This is a genomic window from Pantoea sp. (assembly GCF_028283705.1).
Classification (GTDB): domain Bacteria; phylum Pseudomonadota; class Gammaproteobacteria; order Enterobacterales; family Enterobacteriaceae; genus Pantoea.
Map to the genome: position 1 here is coordinate 57,380 of NZ_JAPWKD010000011.1, position 26,468 is coordinate 83,847.

The following is a 26,468-nucleotide window of genomic DNA, read 5'->3' on the forward strand; positions in this document are numbered from 1 at the left end:
CAACGTCAAACGAGGTCCACGATGTCCAATTCCGCCCTGTCCACCAAGACCGTTCCGCAGCACCTGCTTGAGCGCCACGAGAACGAATGGCGGCAGATGCAGGGCCGCGAACCGGCACCCAAGCCTGTCACCCAGCCAGCCCGCGGCTGATCCCCTCAGCCGGAGCGGACCGCGGCACGCCCGACCGGCGGCCCAGGGCCGCGGTCTGGCGAGCGCACCACGTCAGACGCCGCGCACCCGCGGTTCGCTGAGGCCTTCGAGCATCAGCGCCGTCAAGGCCCAGACCAGCGCATCGAGCCGGTCGGGCGAGCGGCCCGACGACAATCCGTCCGGTCCGAAATCGCACATCTGATCTTCCAGCGCCGAAAACCGGCCGGCATGGCCGACGCGGCCCTGCTCGTAGAGCGCCGCCACCGGCTCGGCCCGCAAGAACTTGCCGCGCGTCGCCCGCACCGTCGTCACCGGCAGATTGGCATCGACGCTGCGCAGCATCGCCGTCACCATGTCGCCACCCTGGTTGATCTCGGCGACGATGCGGTCGGCGTCGAAGCGGCGATAGGCCTTGACGACGGCCAGGGCCCAGGCGGCCGGGCTTGCGCCTTCCACCGAACAGTCGGCCAGCACCACCGCCCGGCCCGAGGCTTCGAGGCCGGCGACGACGATGCCGCAGCAGGCCTCCGGCCCGGCCGAGGCCGGCGGATCGACGGCCACGACGATGCGCCGCAAGGCGCCGGTGAATTTCAGCGTCAGGGCGGCAATCGCATCGCGCTTCCACAGCCCGTCCTCGCGGTCCTCGATCAGCTCGCCGTCCAGCTCCTGGCGCCCGAGCCGCGTGCCGCCATAGCGGGCGGCCAGTGCCGCGATGAAACCCGGCGCCAGATTGCCGGCATTGGACAGTGTCGACAGCCGCGTCACCACCGTGCCGGCGTCGGCCATCAGGCTTTTCAACAGCGGTACCGGCCGCGGCGTCGTCGTCACCAGCTGGCGGGGATCGGCGCCGAGGCGCAGGCCGAACTGCAGCATGTCGAAAGTATCCTGGGCGTATTTCCATTTGGCCAGCTCGTCGCACCAGGCGAAATGAAACTGCGGGCCGCGCAGGCTTTCGGGATCTTCGGAGGAAAAGATCTGCGCCACCGCGCCGTTCGGCCAGACCAGCCGGCGGCGGGAGATTTCGAACTCCGGGCGCTTGCGCCGGGCGATCCGGCAGATGCCGGAGATGCCGTCGATCATCACCTCGCGGGCATCGCCCAGCGTTTCGGCGACCAGCGCGATGCGCAGGTTCGAACGCTCGCCGGCACTCGCCAGCCCATGCACCCATTCGGCCCCGGCCCGCGTCTTGCCGGAGCCGCGGCCGCCGAGCAGCAGCCAGCTGTGCCAGTGTCCCGGCGGCGGTTTTTGATAGTCGCGGCCGACGATGTCCCAGTCGCGGTCGGAGCGGGGCGTCTGGGCGAGGATATCCAGGGTGGCGGCGAGCGTGTCGGCCGTCGCCGGCGGCGCGGCGGAAGGTTCGTCTGCCAGAGTACCAGCCCTCGCCTTCGTCTCGCGGCTGAATGCGGCGGCGGCCGTTCGCCCCGGCTGAGTGGCGGCCGCCATGTTTCGACGGGCCTCGTCCAGCGCCGCCATCAACCGGACGTAGTTTTTCAGCAGCGCGTCGAAGGTCCGCAAATGCCGCTGCAGCCTCAGCACGGACAGCCGCCCGAGCGGCGCCGATCTCTGCCCGTACGGCAGGCGGCTCGCAGGGGGCCAAGGCCCGGACATGGCTGAGGACCGTAGCGCGTCGGTATCGTCTTTTATCCGGAGGCCTGCCCCGGAAAGCCGGCCGCGGCGCGTCTGCGCCATGAGTAGGCTCCTGCCGGTTCGCAAGGTCCGTGCCGCGCCAAAAGCGTGTCGCATTCATGCTGCCTCACACTTTGCAGAAGCGGCATCGTGCCTTTCGGCGCAAGATCGCCCCTCTGCCGCAGTCGGCGCCTGCCGCCTACCCGCCCCTGTCACCGGCGACGGCATTTACCCCGCCGCCAAGACCATCGGCGCCTGGCGGCCCTGTGGCGTCGGTATTTTCGGCGCCATCGCGTCCCCGCCCGGCGAGAATGGCCTCGACACGGTCGTTGACCCGCTGCTCGATGATGACGAGAAGCCGCGCCTTGGCGGCCTCATATCCGGTCTCGTCGGCATTGCGCTCGCTCTCCAGCTCCTGGTCGCGAACGATCTGCCGCTGCAGCGCGTCGATCTTTTCCAGGGTGCGGATGATCAGCGACATGGCATCCACCGCGGCCTTGATATCGGCGCGCGCCAGCCTGGCGGCCGCCTCGTCATCGCCCTGGCTCACCGCTTCGGCCGCCGTGCGCAGCCTCTTGAACAGGTCGAACTGGGCGCGCATTTCGGCGGTCATGTCGTTGAGCAGCGCCCGCAACTGCTGCTGCGGGTCGCCCGACTTGGTTTCCAGAAAGACCGTTTCCACCGCCAGCCGGCAGTGCTCGGCACTCCAGCCGGAACCGCCGCCAGGGTCATAGGCGGCAGTCTGCGGCCACGCGCCGAACAGCGTCGTGTCGAAACTATCGAGGTCGCGCATGAAAATCTCGCATGGCAAGCGCCGCGGCAGAGCCGGCGGGCGGGAACGGCAACAAGGGTGTTGGTTTTTCATCAAGGTGCAGCGTTCCGCCAAGGCACTGGCGGTCACCGGCGCGGAAGGCGGAAGGCGGAAGGCAGAAGGCAGAAGGCAGAAGGCAGAAGGCAGTGTTGCGGGGCGCTCGTTCAAAGCGCCAAATCAGGCTCTCTGCCTGCCGCGACGTTCATTATCGCATTGCGCGAAGGTCTTGAAGCTGCATTAATCGTAGGTATTATCGCCGCTTTCTTACGCAAAAATGGCAAACCACTGACTGCCATGTGGGTGGGCGTGGTATGTGCTGTCATTCTTTCCCTTGCTGTCGGTTTTGTGCTGAACCTGACTGAGAATGCCTTACCGCAGGCGCGTCAGGAGATGATGGAATCCATTATCGGCCTGGTTGCGGTGTTCTTTGTTACTGGCATGGTGATGTGGATGAACTCCCATGCTCACAACCTGAAGCGTCAGCTTGAAACCGAAGCTGCAGAGGCGATCACCCGTTCCAGTGCGATGGCGCTGGCAAGCATGGCCTTTTTGTCGGTGCTGAAAGAAGGGTTCGAGACCAGCGTCTTCTTACTGGCAACCTTTTCTGCCTCGCAATCGGCAATCTGGGCGGCGGTTGGTGCGATTCTGGGCTTGCTGGTGGCAATTCTGGTGGGATGGGGCATTTATGCCGGTGGGATTCGTATCAATCTGTCCCGTTTCTTCCGTTTTACGGGTCTGTTCCTGATTCTGGTTGCCGCCGGATTAATCATCTCCGCCTTACGCAGCGCCCATGAAGCGGGCTGGCTGAATGCGGGGCAGCAGCGCGTTGCTGACCTCACCTGGCTGGTGACGCCGGGTACGATTCAGTCTGCATTGATCACCGGCGTGCTCGGTATTCCGGCCGATCCCCGACTGGTGGAGTTTGCTGGCTGGCTGATTTACATCGTCGCAGTTGCGGCACTGATCTACTGGCCAGCACACCTGCGACCGGCACCCAAACGTGCGGCGCAATTCACCGCCGTGACCGGAGCAGGCCTGGCGCTCACCGCTCTGCTGCTGTTCCTGGTTTATCCGGCACCGAATGCCGATATCCCTGATGAAATTCCGCTGGTGAGTCGCACTTCGCAGCAAACCGTGGGCCATATCAGTAGCCAGCCTGCTACAGGCAAACCCCAGTTTGCCGTTACCCTTGAGGGGCTACCTGCCGCAGCGCTGACGGTGCCTGATGATCAGTTAAGCAAAGTCACCACTTCGGGTAAGCAGGAGTGGCAGGCGGATTACAGCTATGAGCCAGCCGATGCCAGCTCGCCACTGACACTGGACCAGGTGATGGAAGCCTATGGCAACCGCATTCCGGTGGGATTAAGCCCGGCGCAGCATCCCGGCCCTTATCAGGCGAAATGGACGGTGAATTGCAGCGTGGATGCCACCATGCTGCGTGGCGTGGTGGTGACCGCCGAATCGCACTCATCAACCTATATCACGTTATCCGGCAGTGGCCTGCAATCGCCCCGTACCATCAGCGCCCGCGCCCGCAATGCAGAAGCGGGCTGTGACTGGCAGATCAGCCCGGCGTTTTCACAGGATATCGAGCAGCGCCTGCGTGATGCGGTGGCTGCGCAGGATGTCTACCACTTCTGGGCCGTTATTTTACCTTCGCTTTTTGCCATTCTGGCCTTCACCTGCTTTTTCTCAGCCAGTCGTCAGTTCAGACGGCTAAAAGGTGATCGTGCCCGAGGACGCAGCAAACAGGGACTGCTGGACAGTTCAACTCACCAATGACATTGCCTGAAAAACAAACAGGAAGGCACGATGAAGACAAAACCGTTCACCAAAAAATACGCGCTCATTGCGGCAGGGATTTCCGCGGCTCTGCTGCTTTCGGTTGATGCGCAGGCCGCAACGCAGGCACCTGTGAAAAACGGTGTTTCGCAGGTCAATATCACCATGACCAGTGAAGGCGATGGCACCTGCCATATCGACCACACCACCGCGAAAGCGGGCCCGGTTACCTTTACCGTCGTGAACAAAACTGCGACGTCACTGACTGAGCTGGAGTTGCTGAGCGACAACCGTATTCTGGGTGAAAAAGAAAATCTGGCACCGGGCCTGCCAGCGGTGAAATTCACCCTGACGCTGGACGGTGGCACTTATCAGATTTATTGCCCCGGCGCGAAGCAGGAGCTGACTAACTTCACCGTGACGGGCAAGAGTGCGGCGGCACCATCAGGTAGCGCGGCGACCTTACTTAACGAAGGTGCGAAAGGTTATGGCGCTTATGTCAGCGGCGTGGTCGATGCCATGGTGGTGGCGGTCGATCGTTTGAAGGCGGATATCGACGCGGGCGACCTGGAAAAAGCCAAAGCTGACTACGCCAAAGCGCGTCCCTTCTATGAACGTATCGAATCTGATGTCAGTGGTTTCGTGTTGCCGGGCTTTAAAGCCACCGATAATGCGGGCAACCTCGACTATCTGATCGATATGCGCGCGTCTAACCTCGATCCGAAAGTGGGCTGGCACGGTTTCCATGCGATTGAACGCGACCTGTTTGAGAAAGGCGCTATCACTGCAGAAACGAAGCAAACTGCGGCGGAACTGCAGGCCAATGTCGGCAAACTGGACAAACTGATCAAATCCATCAACTTCAAACCGGAAGACCTGGCGAACGGCGCCGCGGATCTGCTGGAAGAAGTGCAAAGCACCAAAATCAGCGGGGAAGAAGAAGCGTTCAGCCATCTTGATCTGATCGATTTCGCCGGTGATATCGAGGGTGCCGAGCAGGCATTTGCCTTCCTGAAACCGGGTCTGGAAAAAATCGATCCCGACCTGACCAAACGCGTGAGCGAGCAGTTTGCTGCCGTGCATGCGTTACTGGAAACCTACCGCGATCCAGCGATTCCGGGGGGGTACAAATACTACACCGCCGAGCTGAAAGCTTCCGATGGCGCAAAACTGAGCCGTGCGGTGCAGGCGTTGCAGGAACCTTTATCAAAAATCGCTGAAAAAGTCGCAACCAGCGGAAAATAATCGATGAGCGATAAGTCAAAACCGGCCAGGGAGGCCGGTAATTTCACCCGACGCGATTTGCTGAAAGGGGCGGTGGCCAGTGCGCTGGCTGTTCCGGCCATCAGTGTAGCGCATGGACAGAATGAAGCGATCCACAACCCTGAGGATCGTGTTGATCTTTCTCGTGAGCATGCTTTTTATGGCACTGCGGGTCAGGCGGGCATTGAGACGCCACCGCAGCGTCATATTATGTTTATGACCTTTGATTTAACCTCGCACAATCCGCGTGATTTGCAGGTTTTGCTGGCACGCTGGTCATCCGCCATTGCGCAAATGATGCGTGGTGAAACCATTGGTCAGGTAGAACCGACCCGCACCAGCGGCGTGGGCAATGATACCGGCGAAGCGATGGATCTGGGACCCGCCTCGTTGACCGTCACCGTGGGCCTGGGGCCGCGTATTTTCAGTGAAGCGATGGGGCTGGCGGATAAAAAGCCTGCGCTGATGCGTGAGTTGATTCAGCTGCCAAGCGACAACTTCAGCCCGGAACTGACTGGCGGTGATCTCTCCATTCAGGCTTGTGCGGATGACCCTCAGGTGGCTTACCATGCGGTACGCAACCTGGCACGTATCGCCAAATCGACAGGGACAGCGGCCACACGCTGGTCGGTATTGGGCTTTGGTCGCGCCTCGGCAGGGAAAGGGCAATCCACGCCGCGTAACCTGTTTGGTTTCAAAGACGGCACGCGCAATATCACCGAAAAAACCGATTTTAACCGGCATGTGTGGATCAAAGATGATGGCCCGGCCTGGCAGCAGCAGGGTACTTACCAGGTGGTGCGGAAGATTCGCATGCACATTGAAAACTGGGATACCGACCGCGTCAGCGATCAAAACAATGTGTTTGGACGCCATAAGCTTTCTGGCGCGCCGCTCAGCGGGCACAAAGAGTTTGATCAGCCTGATTTTGCAGTGAAAGATCAAAGCGGAGAACTCGTTATTCCGGCAACGGCGCATATCAGCCTGGCCGCGCATGAGAATAACAAGGGAATTCGGATACTTCGTCGTTCCTACAATTATACCGATGGTCTTAATAACCTTGGCTTGCTGGATGCGGGGCTGCTGTTTATCAGTTATCAGAATGATCCGGCGCACTTTGAAACATTACAGGCCAAACTGGGCGCGGCAGATGCGCTGAATGAATATATTTCACATATTGGTTCCGGCATTTTCTTTATTCCACCGGCACCGGCTGAAGGTTCCTATATTGGCGCTGAGTTATTCAGCTAAATAACGACACATCGCCAGGGGATGCGTACCTGGCGATGTGTCTCACGCGCGTTAGCCATATGCCACTTTGTCATTGATGTGATACAGCGTTGCGGTGGCCGCCATCACATGCTGACCATCATTGCCGGGTTTATGGGAATCCACATTGGTGATGTGGTAACCCACTGCACCGGCTTCCAGGGCCTTTTTCACAAAGGCGTCGTTGAGTTCTTCCATTGATGTCACCCAGCTCACGCTGGTCACGCCTACGGGGTGGATCGACGCAATTTCACGGTGAGATAATCCTGAGCGGACCAGTACCGGATTAATTGTCTTCTCGGTAAAAATGGAAATGATGTCATTCACTAATGCTTTCATATCTGACTCCTCAAACGCTACTGTTAAGCCAGTTATACGTATGGTATCGGGTTGTTGTCGTTTAATCTTCGTTGATAAAAATCGACGGTTGCGCACGGCAGGTAATCACCACCGTTAGGAATAATAAATACCTTTTAGCCGGATGACTTTTAGCTTTAACTGCTAATTAACACGCAAGCAACCTTCTGCCACAACTCAATTAACTTTGTGCGAATATTTTTTCATTTGATTACAATTAGCGGCGGCGACAGCGCCCAATAACATCACTTCGCACCATATTATAAATAAGTTGTTAAGCATTGGTTTAATGTGGGTTTGCCTGATGAGAAGTATGTAAATATTTCTCCATGCCACATCATAATAAACATTCTCTACGTCCGATTAGCCCAAAATGAATTTGGGCTTTTTTTTAGGCCCTGCCTGTTATGCGGCGCTTTTTATCCGTCTTTTCCTCAGCCAGCATGATGTGTCTGAGTAAACTTTGCGTTACAAATTGTTATGATATAACATTTCCATTTTGACCAATGGAGAGTGCAGTTGTGATGGGTAAATTTAAAAAAATAGCGTTATCTCTGGGACTTATGACCATCAGCGTTCAGGCGTTTTCACATGGCGATCATGCGCATGGTAAGCCCCTGACGCAAAAGGAGCAGCAGGCGGCGGATGGAGTGTTTGCTGATCATGACGTGCAGGACAGAACGTTATCGAACTGGGAAGGGGTGTGGCAGTCGGTTTACCCTTTGCTGCTTAATGGCGACCTCGACCCGGTGCTGCGCAAAAAAGTGGAGAAGGACAACAGCAAAACCTTCGCCCAGATCAAAGAGTATTACCGCAAAGGCTATGCCACCAACGTAGATACCATTGGTATTGAAAATGGGGTGATGGAGTTCCATATCGGCGATCAATCCAGTTCCTGCCATTACGCCTATGATGGGCACAAAATTCTGACCTATGCCTCGGGCAAGAAAGGCGTACGTTATCTATTTAGCTGCCAGGATGCCGCCAGCCACGCTCCCAAATATGTTCAGTTCAGCGATCACATCATCGGCCCACGTCAGTCGTCCCATTTTCATATTTTTATGGGCAACACCTCACAGGAGGCGTTGCTGAAGGAAATGGACAACTGGCCGACTTACTATCCGTGGCAGATGCAAAAGGCTGAAGTGGTGGACGAGATGTTGCACCACTAAACCAAACGCGATAGCCACTTTTCATACAGGCCCGGCCACGCCACGGTAGGGGTGCCGGGCCGTCCCATACCAAAGCCATGCCCGCCCCGGCTGTAACGATGTAACTCAACGGCAACGTGCTGTCGTTCACAGGCGTGTTCCATGATCAGGGTGTTTTCAGGGTTTGATACCGGGTCATCCTCTGCCTGTACCAGAAAAAAAGGCGGTGACTGAGGACGCACATAATTTTGCACTGACCAGGCGGCGTTCTCGGTGGCGGATGCATGCGGGCCAACCAAAATCCGGTGGGTGGAGGTGTGGGTGTAGGGTTGCTCAAGCGTGATGATGGGATAAATCAGTGCAGCCCGGTCAGCACGGGCTGGCAGCTGATCGAGATCGTCCTGTGGGGCATAGGAAGGAAAATCAGGGCGGGTTGAGGCCAGCCCGAGAAGGTGAGCGCCCGCCGAAAAGCCCAATACGCTGACCTGTTTTTCGCGTTTCCGTACCATCCGCAGCGCCCGTTGCGCATCCTGTAGTGAAACCCTGTTGCCATCTTTCCATCCTTCACCCGGCAGACGATAGCTAAGTACATAGGCAGTGATACCGTGTGCTACCAGCCACTCAGCGGCAGGCCACGCCTCTTTACCCATCTCAATTCGTTTATAGCCACCGCCCGCAGCAATCAGCACGGCCTGACCACGCGGAACCGCAGGCCTGATCACCGTCAGGGTGGGCAGGGTGATATTGCGCTGAGCACCGGTTGCGGAAATGATCAGGTTGCCAGTCGGCCCGCCACCGCCGGGCGGTTCCCCCTGCCACAGGGGAATGACCGAGCGTGAAACTGTCGGTGCGGCGAAAGCCAACCGGGTATGCCCCGCAACGAAAACGCTGGCAGCAAGCCCGGTCAGAAAGTGGCGACGATCCATAGCAACTCCTTGTTAATGCGCTAAACCTCTATCCCGCCATACAATCCGGGAGAAAAGATGAAGTATTCAGCTCGCTGTGTAACAAAATGAATCGCGGATTGATTGTGGTACTTATTTGTTACTCATTCGTTGCTTGTTAATTAATCGATTTCACAATAGGTTATCATTTAGTGCTATTCTCCCTGCGAATATGAGGTGTTTTATAAAAACCTGATAACAGTTTTGAAACTTAACCGGTAGGATGTTACCCGTAACTTTATTGTTCCTTTCGCATTAACATCAGGTAACCCATGAAACGACAAATTCCGGCTGAAACCGTTTCTGTAACCAAAAATGGAACCGGTTCCACCCGCAGAGAATTTCTCTTTGCGACCCTTGGTTTGACGCTCACCGGCGCGGTCGCCACCCTGCCGGGCAGGGCTTTCGCCGCCAGCGTCCTCAGTGCCAGCGATGCAGTGAAGCAGTTCATCAGCATCTCCCAGGCCATCACCGAACATAAGCATCTGGATACTGTGCTGGCCGCGCGTTTTTTTCAGGCATTCAGTCAACGTGATGCGCAGTTTGGCCCGCGTCTGACCCAGCTGGCGCGGCTGCTGCAACCCGGCATGAGCGCGCAGCAGTTGCTGGATCAGGCCGATAAAGCCGGTCTGCACGATTTCCTCTACCAAATCGTTACCGCCTGGTACACCGGTACGGTGGGGAATGACTACCACGGCACCCTGGTCGCTTATAAACAGGCGCTGATGTATCAAACCGTCAGCGATGGCCTGATCGTGCCGACTTATTGTGGTAACGGTCCGATCTGGTGGACCGCACCGATTCCGGATGAGCACAGCAGTCTGATTGACTCGCTATAAATTTCCCTTTCATAAAAAACGACGAAAATCATGAAAAAACCGATTTTTTCTGCGCAGGGTGATGCTGCAGCAGACATTGTTATTGTTGGCTCCGGCGTGGTGGGTGGCTTGATGGCGAATGAGCTGGTCAGCCAGGGCTATTCCGTACTGGTACTGGAAGCAGGTTTACGTATTGATCGTGCACAGGCAGTAGAAAACTGGCGCAACATGCCATTTGCAAACCGTGCTGGCTCTGATTTTCAGGGGTTATATCCGCAATCTAAATTTGCCCCGGCACCGCTCTACTTCCCACCGAATAATTATGTGAATGTTACCGGTCCGGATGCTGGCAGCTTTCAGCAGGGTTACCTGCGCACCGTTGGTGGCACGACCTGGCACTGGGCGGCATCGTGCTGGCGTCATCACCCCAGCGACTTTGTGATGCAGTCAAAATATGGCGTGGGTCGCGACTGGCCAATCAGCTATGACGAGCTGGAACCCTGGTATTGCCGTGCGGAAAGCGAAATTGGCGTGGCAGGTCCGAACAATGTGGCGATGCAATCGCCGTCGGAGCGTAGCCAGCCTTACCCGATGGATATGGTGCCTTTCGCCCACGGTGATAATTATTTTGCCAGCGTGGTTAACCCGCATGGTTACAACCTGGTACCCATCCCCCAGGGACGCAGCACGCGGCCGTGGCAGGGGCGTCCTACCTGTTGTGGGAACAATAACTGCCAACCCATTTGCCCGATCGGAGCGATGTACAACGGTATCCACCATATCGAACGTGCGGAGCGTGCCGGTGCCGTGGTGCTGGCCGAAGCCGTGGTTTACAAAATTGATACCGACGGTAATAACCGCGTGACAGCCGTGCACTGGAAAGACAGCTCCGGCGCGTCACATAAAGCCACCGGCAAAGCGTTTGCGCTGGCCTGCAACGGTATTGAAACGCCACGTCTGCTGCTGATGGCGGCGAACGGCGGCAACCCGAATGGTATTGCCAATGGTTCGGATATGGTGGGACGCAACATGATGGACCACTCCGGCTTCCATTGTTCATTCCTGACCGAAGAACCGGTGTGGCTGGGTCGTGGCCCGGCACAAAGCAGCTGCATGGTGGGCTATCGTGATGGCGACTTCCGCCGCGATTATTCTGCTAACAAAATGATTCTTAACAATATCTCACGCGTAGTTTCTGCGACGCAGCAGGCGTTGAAGAAAGGGCTGGTCGGGAAAGCGCTGGATGAGGAAATCCGTTACCGCTCGATCCACAGTGTCGATATTTCTATCAGTCTCGAACCGCTGCCAGACCCGGAAAACCGTCTGACCCTAAGCAAAACCCGCAACGACCCGCATGGCCTGCCTTGCCCGGATATCTATTACGATGTCGGCGATTACGTGCGTAAAGGCGCTGAAGTTTCCCACGCCCAGCTGGAACATATCGGTCAGCTGTTTAATGGCAAGGAGTTCGCCATCAGTAAAGGACTGAATGCCAACAACCATATTATGGGTGGCGTGATCATGGGTAAAAGCGGCAAAGACGCGGTGGTGGATGGTAACTGCCGGGCATTTGATCACGAAAACCTGTGGCTGCCGGGTGGTGGGGCGATCCCTTCCGCAAGCGTGGTCAACAGTACCCTGACGATGGCGGCGCTGGGCCTGAAAGCGGCCCAGGATATCGCCCAGCGGATGAGGACAATGGCATGAAAACGCTCATTGTCACCGGCTTTGCGGCTTTGGTCACCTTTGGCGCGCAGGCTGATTCCCTTGATACCAACCTGCTGAAGCAGGGTGAACAGGTTGCCATTGCGTCAGACTGCCAGGCATGCCATACCGCGCCGGGGAGTAAAACCGCGTTCAGCGGAGGTTATGGTATTGCTTCACCGATGGGGGTGATTTATGCCACCAACATCACGCCAGCCAAAAGTGGTATCGGGGATTATACCGAAGCCCAGTTCTCGGCTGCGGTCCGGCATGGTGTACGGGCTGATGGCGCACAGTTGTACCCGGCGATGCCTTATACCTCCTACAGCATGATGACCGATGCGGATCTGCACGCCCTGTATTATTACCTGATGCATGGTGTACCCGCTGTCGAGCAACATAATCCGCAGACGGATCTGCCATTCCCGTTCAGCCTGCGTTTTAGCATGCGTTTCTGGAACATGATGTTTGCTAACGACAAAATGTGGCAAAACGATGGCAGCAAAAGTGCGGAGTGGAATCGGGGTAACTACCTGGTTAACGGCCTGGCGCACTGTAATACCTGTCATACACCGCGTGGTTTCCTGATGCAGGAGCAACAGGATCGTCCGCTGGCTGGCGGACCGCTTGGTAGCTGGTATGCGCCAAATATCACCTCAGACCCGGTGAGCGGTATCGGTGGCTGGAGTGATGACGAGCTGGTGCAGTACCTGAAAACCGGTCGTGCCGCGGGTAAAAATCAGGCGGCAGGCGGGATGGCAGAAGCGGTTGAGCATAGCCTGCAATATCTGCCGGATAGCGATCTGCACGCCATTGCGGTTTACCTGAAAGGCACGGCACCGATTCGTGATCAGGGTGAAACGCAACCGGCCTACAGCTGGGGCGCACCGATGGATATCGAAAATAGCGTACGTGGTCGCAACCCCAACAACGCCAATCTCTCCCTGACCAACGGTGAGGCACTGTTTAGCGGCAATTGCGCCAGTTGCCATCAGCCTGATGGCTCGGGCAGCGCCAATCAGGCTTATCCATCGTTGTTCCACAATACCGCCACGGGCATGCGCAATCCGAACAACCTGATTGCTGCGATTCTGTTTGGCGTGCAACGTGATACCGCCGATCATCAGGTGCTGATGCCAGGCTTTAGCTCACCGTCGTATGTTGATAAGTTGAACGATCAGCAGGTGGCAGATATCAGTAACTTTGTGCTGAAAAACTACGGCAATCCGAATGTGACTGTCACTGCCGGAGATGTTGCCTGGGTTCGTAAAGGTGGCCATCCGCCACTGCTTGCGCGCCTGCAACCGCTGATGATGCCAGCCATCATCGGGGGGATTATCCTGGTGCTGGCGATTATCGGCATCATTTGCCTGCTGCGACGAAAAGCGAAAGCGCAGTAATCATGCGACAGGCCAGGCTAATACCCTGGCCTTTTTTATGATTACATGTTTTTATCCCGGCACTGGATAAAGAGGAATTACGCACGCTTATGCGGAAAACAGATCATCTCGGCAGCATCACCGCCTTCGTTACCACGGCGCAATTAGGTAGCTTCACGGCGGCGGCTGAACGGCTGGGATTAACCAAATCAGCGGTGGGTAAAAGCGTCAGTCGCCTTGAGGAGCGGCTCAGGCTGCGGCTTTTCCAGCGCTCCACGCGCAGACTCAGCCTGACACCGGATGGTGAACGTTTTCTCTCCAGCTGCCAGAGTGCCATCGATATCCTGGAGCAGGCCGAGGCCGAGCTGACGTCCCATATTTCGCAACCTGCGGGCAGATTACGCGTCGATCTCCCGGCCGCTTTTGGGCGGCAACGTATTCTGCCTATTCTGCTGCAAATTACGCATGACTTCCCGGAGCTGGCGCTGACGGTGACATTCAGCGAGCGCTTTGTTGACCTGATTGATGAAGGCATTGATCTGGTGATCCGCATTGGTGAGCTGGCGGATAGCAGTGGGTTGGTAGCGCGCAGGTTGACCACGCAGAAGCTGGTGATTTGTGCTGCGCCGGATTATCTGCAACGTCAGGGGGAACCGGCTGCGCCTGCCGAACTCAACCAACACCAGTGTGTGGTCGGTTTCCGTCGTAATCAGCCTATTTCGTGGCTGCTGAAACAAAGCAACGGACAGATGCTGCGTTTTACCCCGCCCGCGACGCATGAGTTGGCGGATGGGGATGCCATGCTGGCGGCAACATTAGCCGGATGTGGGCTGGCGCAGTTACCGTTGTGGCTGGTAGGAAAATATCTGGCCAGTGGTGAGTTGCGTGAGGTGCTTTCCGGGCATTCCGGCGGGGAAGTGCCCATCAGTGCGTTGTGGCCGAAAAGCCGTCAGCTGCTGCCGCGCATCCGTTATGTGGTGGATACGTTGGTGAAAGCGGCAGAAGACGGCTTGCTGGATTAATCAGGTTACGCCAGTTCCTTTACCAGCACGCTGGCGTGGTCGGCTCGATGTTTTATCACGATGCTTAACAGCGCCAGAACGGTGAAAATCACGCTACTCAGCACCACAGCATGGGTGCCGAGGTGCGCAATAAACCAGCCGCCCGTCAGCGAACCGATGGTGATGCCCAGATTTGAGAAAGACATATACAGGCTGTTAGCGAATTCCGGCGCTTTGCTGGCTTCGCGCATCAGCCAGGTCTGACTGATCACTAATCCCGAGGAATGGAACGCTCCCCAGAAAACCGTCAGCAGACACATACTGAGCGGTGAGAAACCAAATAACCACACTAGCAGAAAAATCACGCTAAATAACACCGGGTAGAGGTGGGTGGTTTTTACCACATTTTTCTGCAAAAAGTGGCTAAAGACGAAATTGCCGATAAAACCACACGCACCAAATAAAATAAGCATCGCGCTGATGGCATTGTTATGCAGTTGCGTAATGTTTGACAGATAATCGGCGACATAACTGAAGCTGGAAAACATGGCGGCGAATATTGACGTCACGGTGGCGATAGTGAGCCACAATTTACCGTTACGTAATACCGATAATTGGCTGGCGAACGATACTTTCTGTGTGGCGGGCATGGAAGGCATGAGAAACAACACGCCAGCAAAGGCCAGCATGCAGGCGGCAGCGCCGAAATAAAAAGCCGCAGCCAGAGAAATATGATCGGCAATTAACCCACTGAGCGGTACGCCCAGCACCAGACCGATCGCGACACCGGCAAATACACGGGCGGTGGCATGCGCGGCTTGTTCTTTGGGCACCGAACTGGCGGCAACCACCAGCGCTACGGCGAAGAACACCGCATGGGCGAGAGCGGGCAGGATGCGGAACAACAGCATCAGATTAAATATATCGGTAGTGGCGTAAATCAGGTTGGAAATAATGAACACGCCCAGAATGCTCAATAATACTTTTTTCTTATTAAAACCGGATAACAGCAGCGTAATAAACGGACCGGTAATCGCGACAATTACCGAATAGATGCTCACCAAAAAACCGACCTGAGTGGGTGTAACATGAAGTTGTGAAACTAATTTTGGCAGCAAACCAATAATCGCAATTTCTGTGGTTATCACGCCAAATACGGCGACAGAGAGAGCCAGTAAAAGCAATGTGCTTTTATTTTGCATAGAACACCCTTACGAAAAAATCGCAAATGAAATAAAGGGAAAGCGGAATATGGAACCTGACCTTTCCGGGGTGGATATCATCCTTAACTTTTAGCTGCGGGGAAACAGGCCTCTGGATGTTACTGAGGAGACATAAATTCAACTATCGATGGGTGTTGATGAGCAAATGCAACATTGTTGTTACAACCTGATGTTACAACTCCTGTGATAGAGCGCTGATTCTGCGTGTGAAAGGCAGCCGGAACGCGTGCTGTCAGGTTGTTTTATTTTGTTCCCGCCTCTCGCCGGGCGTTTAACCACGCGCTTTCCACCGCCACATCACGCTGTGTGTAACAGCTTTCCTTAACACGATTTGCAGTGATTCAGATCGCAAAAATAATATCCAGACTCTCTTTAATAGATAGCAGAACAACGAATCTACACGAAGGGGGCATTATGCAGGACCGTATTCCCGGAACACGTTGGTATCGCGTTATTGCGCCGATTTTGATCGTTTGCATCGTCTCCTTCATGGATCGCGTCAATATCAGCTTTGCGCTGCCTGGTGGTATGGATCAGGACCTGGCAATCACCAGCCAGATGGCAGGTATCGTCAGCGGTATTTTCTTTATCGGTTATCTGTTTTTGCAGGTACCGGGTGGCCGGACGGCGGTGAACGGCAGCGGTAAACGTTTTATCGCCTGGTCGCTGGTTGCCTGGACGCTGGTCTCCATCGCTACCGGTTTTGTCACCAATCACTATCAATTGCTGGCGTTACGCTTTGTACTGGGCGTATCGGAAGGGGGGATGTTACCCGTGGTCTTAACCATGGTGAGTAACTGGTTCCCCGAGAAAGAGCTGGGTCGTGCCAATGCTTTCGTGATGATGTTTGCTCCGCTAGGCGGCATGTTTACCGCACCGATCTCCGGCTACATCATCAATGTACTGGACTGGCGCTGGCTGTTTATTATTGAAGGCTTGTTATCGGCGGTGATCCTGCTGATCTGGTGGCTGGTGGTCAGCGACCGTCCGGAAGAAGCGCGCTGGTTGCCTGAGAAGGAAAAAACCTGGTTGCTCGGTGAGCTGGGACGTGAACGTGCGGCGGTGCGTGCCGTCGCGTCAGTGACCAAAGCCCCTTTAAAAGCGGTGTTTCGCAACCGGGGCCTGATGAAGCTGGTGGCACTGAATTTCTTCTATCAAACCGGGGATTACGGCTACACCCTGTGGTTACCGAGTATTCTGAAAAACCTGACCGGATCGAATATGGCGGGTATTGGTTTGCTGGCGGCCTTGCCGTTTGTCGCGACCATTCTGGGTATTTATGCGATTTCATGGTTAAGCGACCGCACTGGCAAACGTCGTCTGTGGGTGATGGTGTCGTTGTTCTGCTTTGCGGCGGCGCTGCTGGCTTCGGTGATCCTGCACAGCAACGTGGTGGCGGCCTACATCGCGCTAGTGGTGTGTGGTTTCTTCCTGAAGGCTGCGACCAGCCCGTTCTGGTCAATTCCTGGCCGCATTGCCGCGCCGGAAGTTGCGGGCAGCGCGCGCGGGGTGATCAATGGCCTCGGTAACCTGGGAGGATTCTGCGGGCCTTATCTGGTCGGGATTATGACCATGCTTTATGGACAGAATGTCGCGGTCTGCTGGCTGGCGGGTTCGCTGGTGGTAGCCGGTCTGCTGACCACCACGCTGCCCAAAGCCTGTGACCTGAAACCTTCAGAAGGGTTGGGGGATATGCAGCAGGATAAACTCGCAACGTATAAGCATTAACTGCATCGGCTATGGCGGCGCAATAAATTGCGCCGCCATAAAATTACCAGCCTTTAATGATGTCGCCTTTATAAATTTCGTTAGCTTTATTAAGCACTTCCGGTGACTGGAACGCTTCTTTCAGCTTCTGAATATTCGGGCTGTCTTTATTATCTTCACGCGCCACAATCGCGTTCACATACGGGGACGCTTTTCCTTCCATAAACATGCCATCACGTGAGGCGGAGAGATTCGCCAGCGCCGCGAAGTTATTATTGATGATGGAAACGTAAACCTGCGGATCATCAAGCGTACGAGCCAGCTGCGGTGTGTCCACTTCAACAAATTTAAGGTTTTTCGGGTTAGCGGTGATATCCAGTGTGGTTGGCAGCAGACCAGCTTCGGGTTTCACGCTAATCAGCCCCTGGGCCTGCAACAACAGCAGGCTGCGTCCGAGGGTGGTGGCTTCGTTAGAGATAGTGATAGTGGCACCATCAGGCAGATCTTTTAACGATTTGATTTTGCGTGAATAGCCAGCGATGGGGAAAACAAAGGTGTTGGTGATCACCGCAAAATGGTAACCACGCTCTTTTGACTGCATTTCCAGATAAGGCAGGCTTTGGAAGGCATTCGCATCGACATCTTTGTTGAACAGAGCTTCGTTAGGCTGCACATAGTCATTGAAGGCCACCACATCGACATCCAGATGATACTTGTCATGGGCAACCTGCTTGACGGTATCCCACAGCGCCTGATCGGGGCCGGTGTTGATCGCCACTTTGACGCTGTTGTTACTGTCTTTATTGCAGGCGCTGAGTAGCGTCACTGAGGCAGCCAGCAATACGGAGACTAATTTCTTATTCATAACGAAGTTCCTTTCTAAACATCTGATGGTCTCTCCCTGCGTGGCAGGTCGGGTACAGGGAACGCACTATAATCTACATCTGGACGTCTGTACATCCAGATGGAAACTGTTTGCTGGAATTTGCAGCGTAACTGGCGTCGGATTTCGCCAGTTTTGAAAAGTCGCTGACATGTTTTTCGCCGATAATGGCACGCTAAACTTTGCCTGATTCCCAGGGATATCACGATGTTTCACCTGATTTTCAGCATACCTGGCTGGTATGTCATCGCGCGTTTCATTGCTCCCCTGGCGTTGCCGCTTGGGGTGAAGATTCTGTTCTCGGCCGTGGTGTTGCTTGCCACGCAATACCTGTTTTTCAGTCGTTTTACCTCCGGCAGCATCATGTCGCCGGAAATGCCGCGTCCGGTGATTATCCTGTTCAACTGGGCATTCTGTGCGGTGCTGTTTCTCGCCATGCTTCAGGTGGTCATCGATGCGGTGGGGCTGATTGCGCTGCTGGTCGGGCATCCGCTGGTCATTTCCCCCGAGGTACGCTATCTGGCTGGCGGGATCGCCATGTTGCTGGCCGCTGTGGGTGTGCATCAGGCGATACGCGTCCCACCGGTGAAAGATGTGGTTTTCAACATTAAGAACCTGCCTGCTGAGTTTGAAGGTTATCAGTTGTTGCAGCTGACGGACTTACACATCAGCAAACTGTTCAATGGAAAATGGACAGCGAAGATGGTGGAGAAGGCGATGGCGCTGGAGGTGGACCTGATTGTCGTCACCGGTGATGTGATTGATGGCACGCTGAACAATCGACGCAATGATGTTGCGCCCTTGCAGGGCCTGAGCGCGCCTGATGGCGTGTTTGCCATTACCGGCAATCACGAATATTTCTTTGAACAGGCGCGCTGGACGGAACATCTCGCCGCGCTGGGGTTGAAACCTTTACTCAACAGCCACACGGTTGTGACCCGCGATGATGCCAGCCTGGTGATTGTTGGTGTGACCGATGCGTCGGCCCCTGGCCGAGGTGCTCCGGGGCCGGATTTGGCCCGCGCACTGTCGGGTGCGCCGCTCAATGCACCGGTGGTGTTACTGGACCATCAACCGCGCAACGCGCGCCAGAATGCGGCGCAAGGGGCGGATGTACAGCTATCCGGCCACACCCATGGCGGCCTGATTGCCGGGTTTGATCGCCTGTTTGCTAAACCGAATGGCGGCTTTGTTTCCGGCCTTTATGCCGTAGAAGGTATGCAGCTTTACGTGAATAACGGCACTGCGTTGTGGCCGGGCATGGCAGTGCGTTTAGGACGTCCTTCTGAACTGACGCGCATTACGCTGAAAAGAGCAAACTGAGTGATGGGGGCGCGCAGCCCCATCACTACTTCGCGCGATAAATCGCGCCGCCACTGTGATATCGTTTCCACTGAAGCTCCATTTCATCAACCCCCCCATATCGAAAACTTCAATTCAGAAAGAAGTAATAACAATTAATTATCTGATAAATAAGGTAACTTTCAATATTTGGAAGAAATTCGCACAGAATTATAATGTAAAAATCTTGTGATAACGTTTACACTAATGATGTAAATTATTTACAGTTGTCACGTTTTTTCCTTCAAGGTTAATAAAATGTCACGGGCATCCCGAATTTTAAATTTGTTAACACTCATCTTTTCAGTGCTTTGTGCTGCATGGTTGCTGATTGGTGGTGTCTGGTTGCTGTCGCTGGGCGGCAGTGCTTATTACCTGATTAGCGGTCTGGCAATGGCGGCGTTTAGCTGGCTGTTGCTGAAGAAAAAGCGCAGCGCGCTCTATCTTTACGCCGCGATTCTGTTGCTTACCGCTATCTGGGCCTGGCATGAAGCCGGGAGCGATTACTGGACGCTGGTTCCGCGTCTGGATATCTGGGTGTTGTTGGGTATCTGGTTGATCCTGCCTTTCAGCTATCGTCAATTCTCCACCGATAACAAAAAGCCGCTCGGAGCGATGCTGGTCGCCTTGCTGGCTAACGTGGCGTTGCTGGCGGGTTCTGCGCTGCACGATCCGCAGGAAATCAACGGCGAACTGCCGCTGACCGATAAAGCACCAGCTGCTTCTACGGTTCCGGCGGAAGACTGGACTGCGTATGGCCGTACACAGGAAGGGGTGCGCTATTCACCGTTGCAGCAAATTAACGAGCACAACGTTAAAGATTTGCAGGTTGCCTGGCAGTTTGAGACCGGCGATCACAAAACCGCCAATGACCCAGGTGAAATCACCAACGAAGTGACGCCACTGAAAGTCGGCAATATGCTGTATCTCTGCACCCCACATCAGATCCTGATTGCTCTGGATGCGGCGAGCGGCAAAGAGAAATGGCGCTTTGATCCCAAACTGAAATCGGATCCGACCTTCCAGCACATTACCTGCCGTGGCGTCTCTTATCATGAAATGCCGACCGCAGCCGAAGGCAGCACCAGCCAGCCTGCCAGCTGTGCTCGCCGTATCTTTCTGCCAGTGGATGATGGTCGTCTGTTCGCGCTCGACGCGCAAAACGGTGAGCGTTGCCAGACTTTCGCTAATCATGGCGAACTGAATCTGCAACATCAGCAGCCGAATGCCTATCCGGGTGGTTACGAGCCGACATCTCCGCCGATCGTGACGGATAATATGGTGATTGTGGCGGGTTCGGTGACTGACAACCTGTCCACACGCGAACCTTCGGGTGTGATCCGTGGTTTTGATATCAACAGCGGCAAACTGGTGTGGGCCTTCGATCCGGGCGCGAAAGATCCGAATGCGCTGCCAGCAGATGGCGAAACCTTTACCGCCAACTCACCGAACTCCTGGGCTCCGGCAGCTTACGATGCCAAACGTGACATCATCTATCTGCCGATGGGTGTGTCCACGCCAGATATCTGGGGTGGCAATCGCACCGCTGACCAGGAACGTTTCGCCAGTGGGTTGTTAGCCCTGCATGCCTCCACCGGTAAACTGGCCTGGTTCTATCAGACCGTACACCACGATCTGTGGGATATGGATTTGCCTTCACAACCGACGCTGGCGGATATCACCGACAAAGACGGCAACACCGTTCCGGTGGTGTATGTCCCGGCTAAAACCGGCAACATTTTTGTTCTGAACCGCGAAACCGGCAAGCCAGTGGTCCCGGCCCCGGAAACTCCGGTTCCGCAAGGTCCGGCCAAAGGTGATCACCTCAATCCAACCCAGCCATTCTCTGAGCTGACATTCCGTCCGCAGCAGAAATTGCAGGGCAAGGATATGTGGGGTGCCACCATGTTCGATCAGCTGGTGTGCCGCGTGATGTTCCATCGTCTGCGCTACGAAGGGCCGTTTACGCCGCCTTCTGAGCAGGGCACGTTGGTATTCCCGGGTGACTTCGGCATGTTTGAGTGGGGCGGTATTGCGGTGGATACCGATCGTCAGATTGCCATTGCCAACCCGATGGCAATGCCGTTTATCTCCAAACTGATTCCGCGTGGTCCGGGCAACCCGATCGAGCCGGGTGCCGATGGGGCTGCGGGCTCCGGTTCTGAATCAGGTGTGCAGCATATGTACGGCGTACCTTATGGTGTGGAACTGAATCCGTTCCTGTCACCGTTTGGTCTGCCATGCCTGCAACCTTCATGGGGCTTTGTTTCCGCGATCAACCTGCAAAATCATCAGATTGTCTGGAAAAAACGTATTGGTACGGTGCGTGACAGCGCTCCGGTACCGTTACCGTTCAAAATGGGTGTGCCGATGTTAGGTGGTCCGGTTACCACTGCCGGTAACGTGTTCTTCGTGGCGGGTACGTTGGATAACTACCTGCGCGCCTATAGCGTCCGTGATGGTCAGTTGCTGTGGCAGGCTCGTCTGCCTGCGGGTGGTCAGGCAACACCGATGACCTATGCGGTCGATGGCAAGCAGTATGTGGTAATCATGGCAGGTGGGCACGGTTCATTCGGCACCAAACTGGGCGATTACGTTATCGCTTATAAGCTGCCGTAAACCTGATTAGCTCTGTCAATCTCGCCCCCGTCGGGTTCTCCGGCGGGGGCGATTTCGTTTAGTTTCCGGATAATTCGGTGGTTCTGCGCAATGCCGCCAGCACGCTTTGCTGTAATCCGGCAGCAAAATCACTTTTGTTCAGTTCAAATATGCCGTTGATACCGACGCCGCCCGGGGAATTGTTGATATCCATCAGCTGGCGCGGGTGGCACTGTTTCAGCTTCAGCATCTCCACTGCGCCGATAAGATTTTCGTACACCGCCTGGGTGGATTGCGTGCGCGTCAATCCCGCCAGTACGCCCGCATCCGCTAACGATTCAATAAAGTAATAAACGTAGTTCACCCCGGCCACGGCAAAGGCGGTGAAGGCATCAATCAGACGTTCCTCCAGCAGCATTACCTTGCCGAAACTTTCGAGGAACGGCAGCAGTGGGCCACGCTCAACCTGCTGATTAAACGCCACACCACTGAAGCCCTGTCCGGTATCGGTGAGGGTATTGGGGATAATGCGTGCGATAGGACGCGTGGCTCCCAGCAGCGCCGCCAGTTTCTCCAGTGTCACCCCGGCGATGATGGAGATCACGGTGGTATTCGGGGCGGCATACTGATTAATCTGCGCGGCAACCGCTGCCAGATCATCCTGGGGGCGGATGCCCAGCACAATATAGTCGGCGCTGGCCAGCGCTGCGGGTTCCGGCAGGGTGCTGGTGAGTTGATAACGCGTCTGGAGCAGTGCAATACGAGCCGGATCGATGTCCGAAAGGGTGACACGGCTGGCAGATAATGTGTGACGTTGTAACGCTGCGCGGATGATGGCTTCTGCCATCTGTCCGGCACCAAAGAAGTGGATGTGGCTCATCGGGGCATCTCCTGGTCAGAAAAACGCGAAGGTAATGACCGTTCCACCAGTGAAACCCACAAGCCGATACCAGGGGCGATCAGGTCATCATTGAAATCGTAATCCGGGCTGTGCAGCGAAGCGGACGGCCTCGTGCCGTCAGCACCGAGCCATAAATAGGCTCCGGGGCAGGCCTGCAACAGATAAGCAAAATCCTCAGCCGCCATTGAGGGACGCGGATTGTCATGCACGCAGGTGATAGCTGGCGTCGCGAGGGCGGCCTGGCGCAATGCGTCAGCCTGGTTGGCGTGGTTTTGGGTGACCGGGTATCCATAGGCCCACTCGATGCTCCCCGTGACACCCAGGGCCTGCGGGACAGTGCGGGCATAGTCGTCAATCAGCTGCCAGCAACGCTCGCGCGTCGCGGTGCTCAGGCAGCGCAGCGTGCCAGCCAACGTCAGGCGATCCGGGATGACGTTAATAGCTTCCCCGGCGTGAATCTGCGTCACGCTGATAACACATTGCTCCAGCGGCGACAGGCGGCGCGCGGCGATGGTCTGTAACGCCAGCACCAGCTGCGAGGCGGCGATAATCGGGTCAGCGCCCCGTTCCGGCATGGCAGCATGGCAGCCTTTCCCCTGTAGCGTGATGGTGAAGTTATCCTGCGATGCCATCATCACCCCGGGACTGATAGCGCATTCACCCAGTGGCAGGCCGGGCCAATTATGCAGTGCAAATACCGACTGCATCGGAAAACGGCTGAATAAACCGTCTTCAATCATCAGGCGGCCACCTCCGGCATTCTCTTCTGCGGGCTGGAAAATAAAACAGACGGTGCCGCTAAACTGGCGCGTTTGCGCTAAATGACGCGCGGCCCCGAGCAGGATAGCGCTGTGTCCATCATGGCCGCAGGCGTGCATCGCTCCTGCATGGATCGATTGCCAGTCGCAGCCAGTGCGTTCCTGCATCGGCAGCGCATCAATATCTGCGCGTAGCCCGATAGTGGGACCTGGCCCGTTGTGCAGGACCGCCACCATACCGGTCCCGGCAATACCACGATGGACTTCCAGACCAAACCCGCTTAATAACTCAGCGATCTTTTCTGATGTTTTGATTTCCTGTAAACCAATTTCCGGGATGCGATGCAATTCCCGCCGCCAGTCAATCGCCTGACGGATCAGCTCCTGAGAAATATCTCCCATAGCGCCCCGCAATATGATAGGTAATAACATGGCGGTGTGAATAACCGCCGCTAATTAATGATTCAAAGACTTAAATATATCCGCGCCAGGCCTTCTTTGGTCACCGCCACAGCATGCTCTGAACTCAGGGAAATATGTTGTTCCATTAAGCGGACGCCTTTATCAATATCACGGGCGCGCAGGGCGGCAATAATTTCCACATGTTCATCGTAAGCGTTATTGCGGCGTACCGGGGCTTCCAGATCGATACGACGGAAGAAGCGGCTGAGGGAGTTTAAACTCTCCAGCATCTCGTATAGCCGGGTATTGCGGGCGATACGGGCAATCTCCATATGAAACAGCTCATCCACTTGGGCAATGCGCGCCCAGTAGTCGGCATCCTGCAACTCGGGGGGATGAAGGGTGACGTTTTCCCAGATGGCGGTAGTACGCGCAATATCTTCATCGCTGGCGCGCAGGCAGGCAAAGCGAAAGGTGGATTGCTCAATCACCATGCGCACTTCATACAGTTCACGCACACCGTCTGGCGTCAGATCGCGCGAGTAAAAACCCCGGTTCGGTACAAAGTTCATAAAACCTTCCTGCGCCAGACGGTTCAGCGCCTCGCGCACCGGGGTGCGGGAAACCCCCAGCTCCGCCGCCAGCTCGACTTCATTGACACGTTCGCCAGGACGAAACTGGTAGTCAATTGCCAGCAGCTTAACCTTCTCGTACACCTTTTCTACGCTGTCGGCACTGCGGATTTTCTTTTTTGCGATGACCAATGCTGTCCCCTTAATTCCCTGCTGCATCGTGACTACCGCAGCGCTATTTTTAAATTGTTAGCACAGTCCCGGGGCGCAACTCAACAAATAAATGCATACACTTCTGCGTGCATCCTCTCGGGCAATCCCGCTTTATTTAAGACGCCATGCTTATGTTTATTTGCACCATGAAATGACAGCGCTGCACCAAAATAGACTTAAGTGTATTCACTTGTGCATTACGATAAATCCTGCCTGATTGGTTTTTTAATCCCGTGATCGTTTGCCAGGTAAAATTATTTCTGCGGTCACTGGCGTTGTATTTGTTGAGTATTTTCTCACCAGCGGCAGAAACCCGCTGCTTCTTCATGCCTGCCATTGTGGCGTATGGCACAGCCCTTGCTTAATACACAAGTGTATGCACTTCTGCATCGACTTTGCTTCACCTCGCCAACATCAGGGCCCCTTTATGGGGATAGATACCGGCCTCAGAGCCGGAACTTATTGAAAACTGGAGAAAGATCATGAAAAAGATGTTCCCCTTTTCGGCTGTTACGGGTGTTTTGTTGTCACTGGTTGCACATAACGCACTGGCGGATATCACGCTGGGGGCGATTTTGCCGCTCACCGGGACCAGCGCCAGCATTGGTGAAGATCAGCGTCGTGGTATCGAACTGGCGGTGAATCAGATCAATGCTGCGGGTGGTGTAAACGGTGAAAAACTCCAGGTGATAGTGGAAGACTCAGCAGGCAGCCCGGTGACGGGCCTGAGTGCAGTGCGCAAGCTGACGCAGGTCAACAAAGTGCCGCTGGTCGTAGGGGATTTCTCCTCCAGTGTCACTATCCCGGTGGGGCAATACCTGGTGAAGAACCAGCTGCTGCATATCAATATTTCCGGCACCAGTGCCGATATCCGCAAAATCGGTAAAACCTCGTGGAGCGTGATTGGTCTTGATGATCTTTCCGCGCGTTTCTCAGCCGCAGATGTGCGCAAACTGGGTTACAGCAAAGTGGCATTTGTCGCACCAGATGGGGCCTACGGCCAGGGCATGGCACAGCAATTCACCAAAGCGTTTGAAGCCGCTGGCGGCAAAGTTGTGGCAAAGGTGCTGTATACCAGTGGGCAGCCTTCTTACCGCCGTGAACTGGAGCAAATCTCCCGCGCTCAACCCCAGGCTTACGTGTATACCAGCTACGGTCAGGATGCCATCGTCCTGAATCGTGAGGCGTGGGAACTTGGCCTGCACAACACCCCGTGGTACGGCATGTATTTGACGATGGCGATTGCCGACTCTCCTGTGCAGTACACCAATGGTCAGCTTGGTATGGAAGTGGGCGGAGCCAGCGGTAATCAGGCGGCAGAAGCCTATAACCAGCAATATCAGGCACAGTTTAAAGAGAAACCGCGTTCCGTCTACGGTAGCTATGCCTATGACAGCATCATGCTAGCCGCAGCTGCGATCAAGCAGGCACACAGCAGCGCACCGGCAGCCATGATCACCGCCATGCAAACCGTCGCACCAGGTTTTAACGGCCTGACCGGCAAACTCGATCTGGATAGCGATAACCAACGCCAGAGCCAACCGTATCTCAACGTGAAAGCGCAGAACGGTGAACTGGTGGCGCGCTAACCCGTGCCTTTACGGTCTTGATTGCA

24 protein-coding genes are annotated in these 26,468 nt (G+C 55.6%); 14 read left to right on the forward strand and 10 right to left on the reverse strand.

What is annotated here, in order from left to right; all coding sequences use genetic code 11:
* The first annotated feature begins 21 nt into the window (after positions 1-21).
* Complete coding sequence (locus PW844_RS07400) at positions 22-150, forward strand: hypothetical protein (RefSeq protein WP_299449870.1); 129 nt, start codon at positions 22-24, stop codon at positions 148-150.
* A 72-nt stretch (positions 151-222) separates the two neighbouring features.
* On the opposite strand, the gene PW844_RS07405 is transcribed toward PW844_RS07400, so the two are convergent.
* Both PW844_RS07405 and PW844_RS07410 read right to left on the reverse strand, forming a co-directional pair.
* The gene (locus PW844_RS07405; protein ID WP_299449871.1) at positions 223-1,839 is read right to left on the reverse strand and encodes a terminase family protein; all 1,617 of its coding nucleotides are present in this window, start codon (positions 1,837-1,839) and stop codon (positions 223-225) included.
* A 136-nt stretch (positions 1,840-1,975) separates the two neighbouring features.
* Positions 1,976-2,569, reverse strand: coding sequence for a hypothetical protein (locus tag PW844_RS07410; RefSeq protein WP_299449872.1), 594 nt, complete (start codon positions 2,567-2,569; stop codon positions 1,976-1,978).
* On the opposite strand from PW844_RS07410, the gene PW844_RS07415 reads away from it, so the two are divergent.
* The 4 genes from PW844_RS07415 to efeB are packed head-to-tail and all read left to right on the forward strand — an operon-like array spanning position 2,568 to position 6,883.
* Complete coding sequence (locus tag PW844_RS07415; protein ID WP_299449873.1) at positions 2,568-2,828, forward strand: hypothetical protein; 261 nt, start codon at positions 2,568-2,570, stop codon at positions 2,826-2,828. The genes PW844_RS07410 and PW844_RS07415 overlap by 2 nt on opposite strands.
* Positions 2,801-4,369: an iron uptake transporter permease EfeU gene (gene efeU, locus PW844_RS07420; RefSeq protein WP_299449874.1), complete on the forward strand. Its 1,569-nt coding sequence runs from the start codon at positions 2,801-2,803 to the stop codon at positions 4,367-4,369. The genes PW844_RS07415 and efeU overlap by 28 nt, the downstream gene beginning before the upstream one ends.
* Positions 4,370-4,399: 30 nt before the next feature.
* Entirely contained in the window at positions 4,400-5,614 is a 1,215-nt protein-coding gene (gene efeO / locus PW844_RS07425; protein WP_299449875.1) for an iron uptake system protein EfeO, read from the forward strand.
* A 3-nt stretch (positions 5,615-5,617) separates the two neighbouring features.
* On the forward strand, positions 5,618-6,883 hold the full coding sequence (gene efeB / locus PW844_RS07430; protein WP_299449876.1) for an iron uptake transporter deferrochelatase/peroxidase subunit: 1,266 nt from the start codon (positions 5,618-5,620) through the stop codon (positions 6,881-6,883).
* 51 nt (positions 6,884-6,934) lie between these two features.
* Here efeB and PW844_RS07435 read toward each other — a convergent pair whose 3' ends face one another.
* Entirely contained in the window at positions 6,935-7,240 is a 306-nt protein-coding gene (locus PW844_RS07435; RefSeq protein WP_299449877.1) for a DUF1471 domain-containing protein, read from the reverse strand.
* A gap of 542 nt (positions 7,241-7,782) precedes the next feature.
* On the opposite strand from PW844_RS07435, the gene zinT reads away from it, so the two are divergent.
* Positions 7,783-8,430, forward strand: a complete 648-nt coding sequence (gene zinT / locus PW844_RS07440) for a metal-binding protein ZinT (protein ID WP_299449878.1) — start codon at positions 7,783-7,785, stop codon at positions 8,428-8,430.
* On the opposite strand, the gene PW844_RS07445 is transcribed toward zinT, so the two are convergent.
* Positions 8,427-9,335: an alpha/beta hydrolase gene (locus tag PW844_RS07445; protein WP_299449879.1), complete on the reverse strand. Its 909-nt coding sequence runs from the start codon at positions 9,333-9,335 to the stop codon at positions 8,427-8,429. The genes zinT and PW844_RS07445 overlap by 4 nt on opposite strands.
* Before the next feature lie 290 nt (positions 9,336-9,625).
* Here PW844_RS07445 and PW844_RS07450 point away from each other — a divergent pair, with 290 nt between their 5' ends.
* The 4 genes from PW844_RS07450 (at position 9,626) to PW844_RS07465 (ending at position 14,276) form a co-directional block, all read left to right on the forward strand.
* A complete protein-coding gene (locus PW844_RS07450) occupies positions 9,626-10,192 on the forward strand; it encodes a sugar dehydrogenase complex small subunit (RefSeq protein ID WP_299449880.1) in 567 nt (188 codons plus the stop codon).
* Positions 10,193-10,222: 30 nt separating this feature from the next.
* Positions 10,223-11,878 (forward strand): GMC family oxidoreductase, encoded by a 1,656-nt coding sequence (locus PW844_RS07455; RefSeq protein WP_299449881.1) that lies wholly within the window; start codon positions 10,223-10,225, stop codon positions 11,876-11,878.
* Positions 11,875-13,275: a cytochrome c gene (locus PW844_RS07460; protein WP_299449882.1), complete on the forward strand. Its 1,401-nt coding sequence runs from the start codon at positions 11,875-11,877 to the stop codon at positions 13,273-13,275. The genes PW844_RS07455 and PW844_RS07460 overlap by 4 nt, the downstream gene beginning before the upstream one ends.
* A gap of 89 nt (positions 13,276-13,364) precedes the next feature.
* Positions 13,365-14,276, forward strand: coding sequence for a LysR family transcriptional regulator (locus PW844_RS07465; protein WP_299449883.1), 912 nt, complete (start codon positions 13,365-13,367; stop codon positions 14,274-14,276).
* A 5-nt stretch (positions 14,277-14,281) separates the two neighbouring features.
* Here PW844_RS07465 and PW844_RS07470 read toward each other — a convergent pair whose 3' ends face one another.
* Positions 14,282-15,457, reverse strand: coding sequence for an MFS transporter (locus PW844_RS07470; protein WP_299449884.1), 1,176 nt, complete (start codon positions 15,455-15,457; stop codon positions 14,282-14,284).
* A 435-nt stretch (positions 15,458-15,892) separates the two neighbouring features.
* Between PW844_RS07470 and PW844_RS07475 the strand changes: the two genes are divergently transcribed.
* The gene (locus tag PW844_RS07475; protein ID WP_299449885.1) at positions 15,893-17,206 is read left to right on the forward strand and encodes an MFS transporter; all 1,314 of its coding nucleotides are present in this window, start codon (positions 15,893-15,895) and stop codon (positions 17,204-17,206) included.
* A gap of 43 nt (positions 17,207-17,249) precedes the next feature.
* On the opposite strand, the gene PW844_RS07480 is transcribed toward PW844_RS07475, so the two are convergent.
* Positions 17,250-18,050 (reverse strand): MetQ/NlpA family ABC transporter substrate-binding protein, encoded by an 801-nt coding sequence (locus PW844_RS07480; RefSeq protein WP_208717624.1) that lies wholly within the window; start codon positions 18,048-18,050, stop codon positions 17,250-17,252.
* A 225-nt stretch (positions 18,051-18,275) separates the two neighbouring features.
* Here PW844_RS07480 and PW844_RS07485 point away from each other — a divergent pair, with 225 nt between their 5' ends.
* Together PW844_RS07485 and PW844_RS07490 are read left to right on the forward strand one after the other, a co-directional pair.
* The gene (locus PW844_RS07485) at positions 18,276-19,391 is read left to right on the forward strand and encodes a metallophosphoesterase (RefSeq protein WP_299449886.1); all 1,116 of its coding nucleotides are present in this window, start codon (positions 18,276-18,278) and stop codon (positions 19,389-19,391) included.
* Between the two features lie 276 nt (positions 19,392-19,667).
* Positions 19,668-22,028, forward strand: a complete 2,361-nt coding sequence (locus PW844_RS07490) for a glucose/quinate/shikimate family membrane-bound PQQ-dependent dehydrogenase (protein WP_299449888.1) — start codon at positions 19,668-19,670, stop codon at positions 22,026-22,028.
* A 58-nt stretch (positions 22,029-22,086) separates the two neighbouring features.
* Here the strand turns inward: PW844_RS07490 and PW844_RS07495 are convergent, their stop codons facing one another.
* The 4 genes from PW844_RS07495 to PW844_RS07510 all read right to left on the reverse strand — a co-directional run bounded on the left by PW844_RS07495 (position 22,087) and on the right by PW844_RS07510 (position 25,205).
* Positions 22,087-22,887 (reverse strand): pyrroline-5-carboxylate reductase dimerization domain-containing protein, encoded by an 801-nt coding sequence (locus PW844_RS07495; RefSeq protein ID WP_299449889.1) that lies wholly within the window; start codon positions 22,885-22,887, stop codon positions 22,087-22,089.
* Positions 22,884-24,068, reverse strand: coding sequence for a M20 aminoacylase family protein (locus tag PW844_RS07500; RefSeq protein WP_299449890.1), 1,185 nt, complete (start codon positions 24,066-24,068; stop codon positions 22,884-22,886). The genes PW844_RS07495 and PW844_RS07500 overlap by 4 nt, the downstream gene beginning before the upstream one ends.
* A 62-nt stretch (positions 24,069-24,130) precedes the next feature.
* Positions 24,131-24,832, reverse strand: a complete 702-nt coding sequence (locus PW844_RS07505; RefSeq protein ID WP_299449891.1) for a GntR family transcriptional regulator — start codon at positions 24,830-24,832, stop codon at positions 24,131-24,133.
* Positions 24,833-24,968: 136 nt separating this feature from the next.
* Positions 24,969-25,205, reverse strand: coding sequence for a hypothetical protein (locus tag PW844_RS07510; RefSeq protein ID WP_299449892.1), 237 nt, complete (start codon positions 25,203-25,205; stop codon positions 24,969-24,971).
* A gap of 130 nt (positions 25,206-25,335) precedes the next feature.
* Between PW844_RS07510 and PW844_RS07515 the strand changes: the two genes are divergently transcribed.
* A complete protein-coding gene (locus PW844_RS07515; RefSeq protein ID WP_299449893.1) occupies positions 25,336-26,442 on the forward strand; it encodes an ABC transporter substrate-binding protein in 1,107 nt (368 codons plus the stop codon).
* Positions 26,443-26,468: the final 26 nt, after the last annotated feature.

What these genes read in the sequence shown, in the direction of transcription:
- PW844_RS07400 (WP_299449870.1), top strand. Translation starts at nt 22, where the DNA reads ATGTCCAATTCCGCCCTGTCCACCAAGACCGTTCCGCAGCACCTGCTT.
- PW844_RS07405 (WP_299449871.1), bottom strand. Translation starts at nt 1,839, where the DNA reads ATGGCGCAGACGCGCCGCGGCCGGCTTTCCGGGGCAGGCCTCCGGATA.
- PW844_RS07415 (WP_299449873.1), top strand. Translation starts at nt 2,568, where the DNA reads ATGAAAATCTCGCATGGCAAGCGCCGCGGCAGAGCCGGCGGGCGGGAA.
- PW844_RS07410 (WP_299449872.1), bottom strand. Translation starts at nt 2,569, where the DNA reads ATGCGCGACCTCGATAGTTTCGACACGACGCTGTTCGGCGCGTGGCCG.
- efeO (WP_299449875.1), top strand. Translation starts at nt 4,400, where the DNA reads ATGAAGACAAAACCGTTCACCAAAAAATACGCGCTCATTGCGGCAGGG.
- efeB (WP_299449876.1), top strand. Translation starts at nt 5,618, where the DNA reads ATGAGCGATAAGTCAAAACCGGCCAGGGAGGCCGGTAATTTCACCCGA.
- PW844_RS07435 (WP_299449877.1), bottom strand. Translation starts at nt 7,240, where the DNA reads ATGAAAGCATTAGTGAATGACATCATTTCCATTTTTACCGAGAAGACA.
- zinT (WP_299449878.1), top strand. Translation starts at nt 7,783, where the DNA reads ATGGGTAAATTTAAAAAAATAGCGTTATCTCTGGGACTTATGACCATC.
- PW844_RS07445 (WP_299449879.1), bottom strand. Translation starts at nt 9,335, where the DNA reads ATGGATCGTCGCCACTTTCTGACCGGGCTTGCTGCCAGCGTTTTCGTT.
- PW844_RS07450 (WP_299449880.1), top strand. Translation starts at nt 9,626, where the DNA reads ATGAAACGACAAATTCCGGCTGAAACCGTTTCTGTAACCAAAAATGGA.
- PW844_RS07455 (WP_299449881.1), top strand. Translation starts at nt 10,223, where the DNA reads ATGAAAAAACCGATTTTTTCTGCGCAGGGTGATGCTGCAGCAGACATT.
- PW844_RS07460 (WP_299449882.1), top strand. Translation starts at nt 11,875, where the DNA reads ATGAAAACGCTCATTGTCACCGGCTTTGCGGCTTTGGTCACCTTTGGC.
- PW844_RS07465 (WP_299449883.1), top strand. Translation starts at nt 13,365, where the DNA reads ATGCGGAAAACAGATCATCTCGGCAGCATCACCGCCTTCGTTACCACG.
- PW844_RS07470 (WP_299449884.1), bottom strand. Translation starts at nt 15,457, where the DNA reads ATGCAAAATAAAAGCACATTGCTTTTACTGGCTCTCTCTGTCGCCGTA.
- PW844_RS07475 (WP_299449885.1), top strand. Translation starts at nt 15,893, where the DNA reads ATGCAGGACCGTATTCCCGGAACACGTTGGTATCGCGTTATTGCGCCG.
- PW844_RS07480 (WP_208717624.1), bottom strand. Translation starts at nt 18,050, where the DNA reads ATGAATAAGAAATTAGTCTCCGTATTGCTGGCTGCCTCAGTGACGCTA.
- PW844_RS07485 (WP_299449886.1), top strand. Translation starts at nt 18,276, where the DNA reads ATGTTTCACCTGATTTTCAGCATACCTGGCTGGTATGTCATCGCGCGT.
- PW844_RS07490 (WP_299449888.1), top strand. Translation starts at nt 19,668, where the DNA reads ATGTCACGGGCATCCCGAATTTTAAATTTGTTAACACTCATCTTTTCA.
- PW844_RS07495 (WP_299449889.1), bottom strand. Translation starts at nt 22,887, where the DNA reads ATGAGCCACATCCACTTCTTTGGTGCCGGACAGATGGCAGAAGCCATC.
- PW844_RS07500 (WP_299449890.1), bottom strand. Translation starts at nt 24,068, where the DNA reads ATGGGAGATATTTCTCAGGAGCTGATCCGTCAGGCGATTGACTGGCGG.
- PW844_RS07515 (WP_299449893.1), top strand. Translation starts at nt 25,336, where the DNA reads ATGAAAAAGATGTTCCCCTTTTCGGCTGTTACGGGTGTTTTGTTGTCA.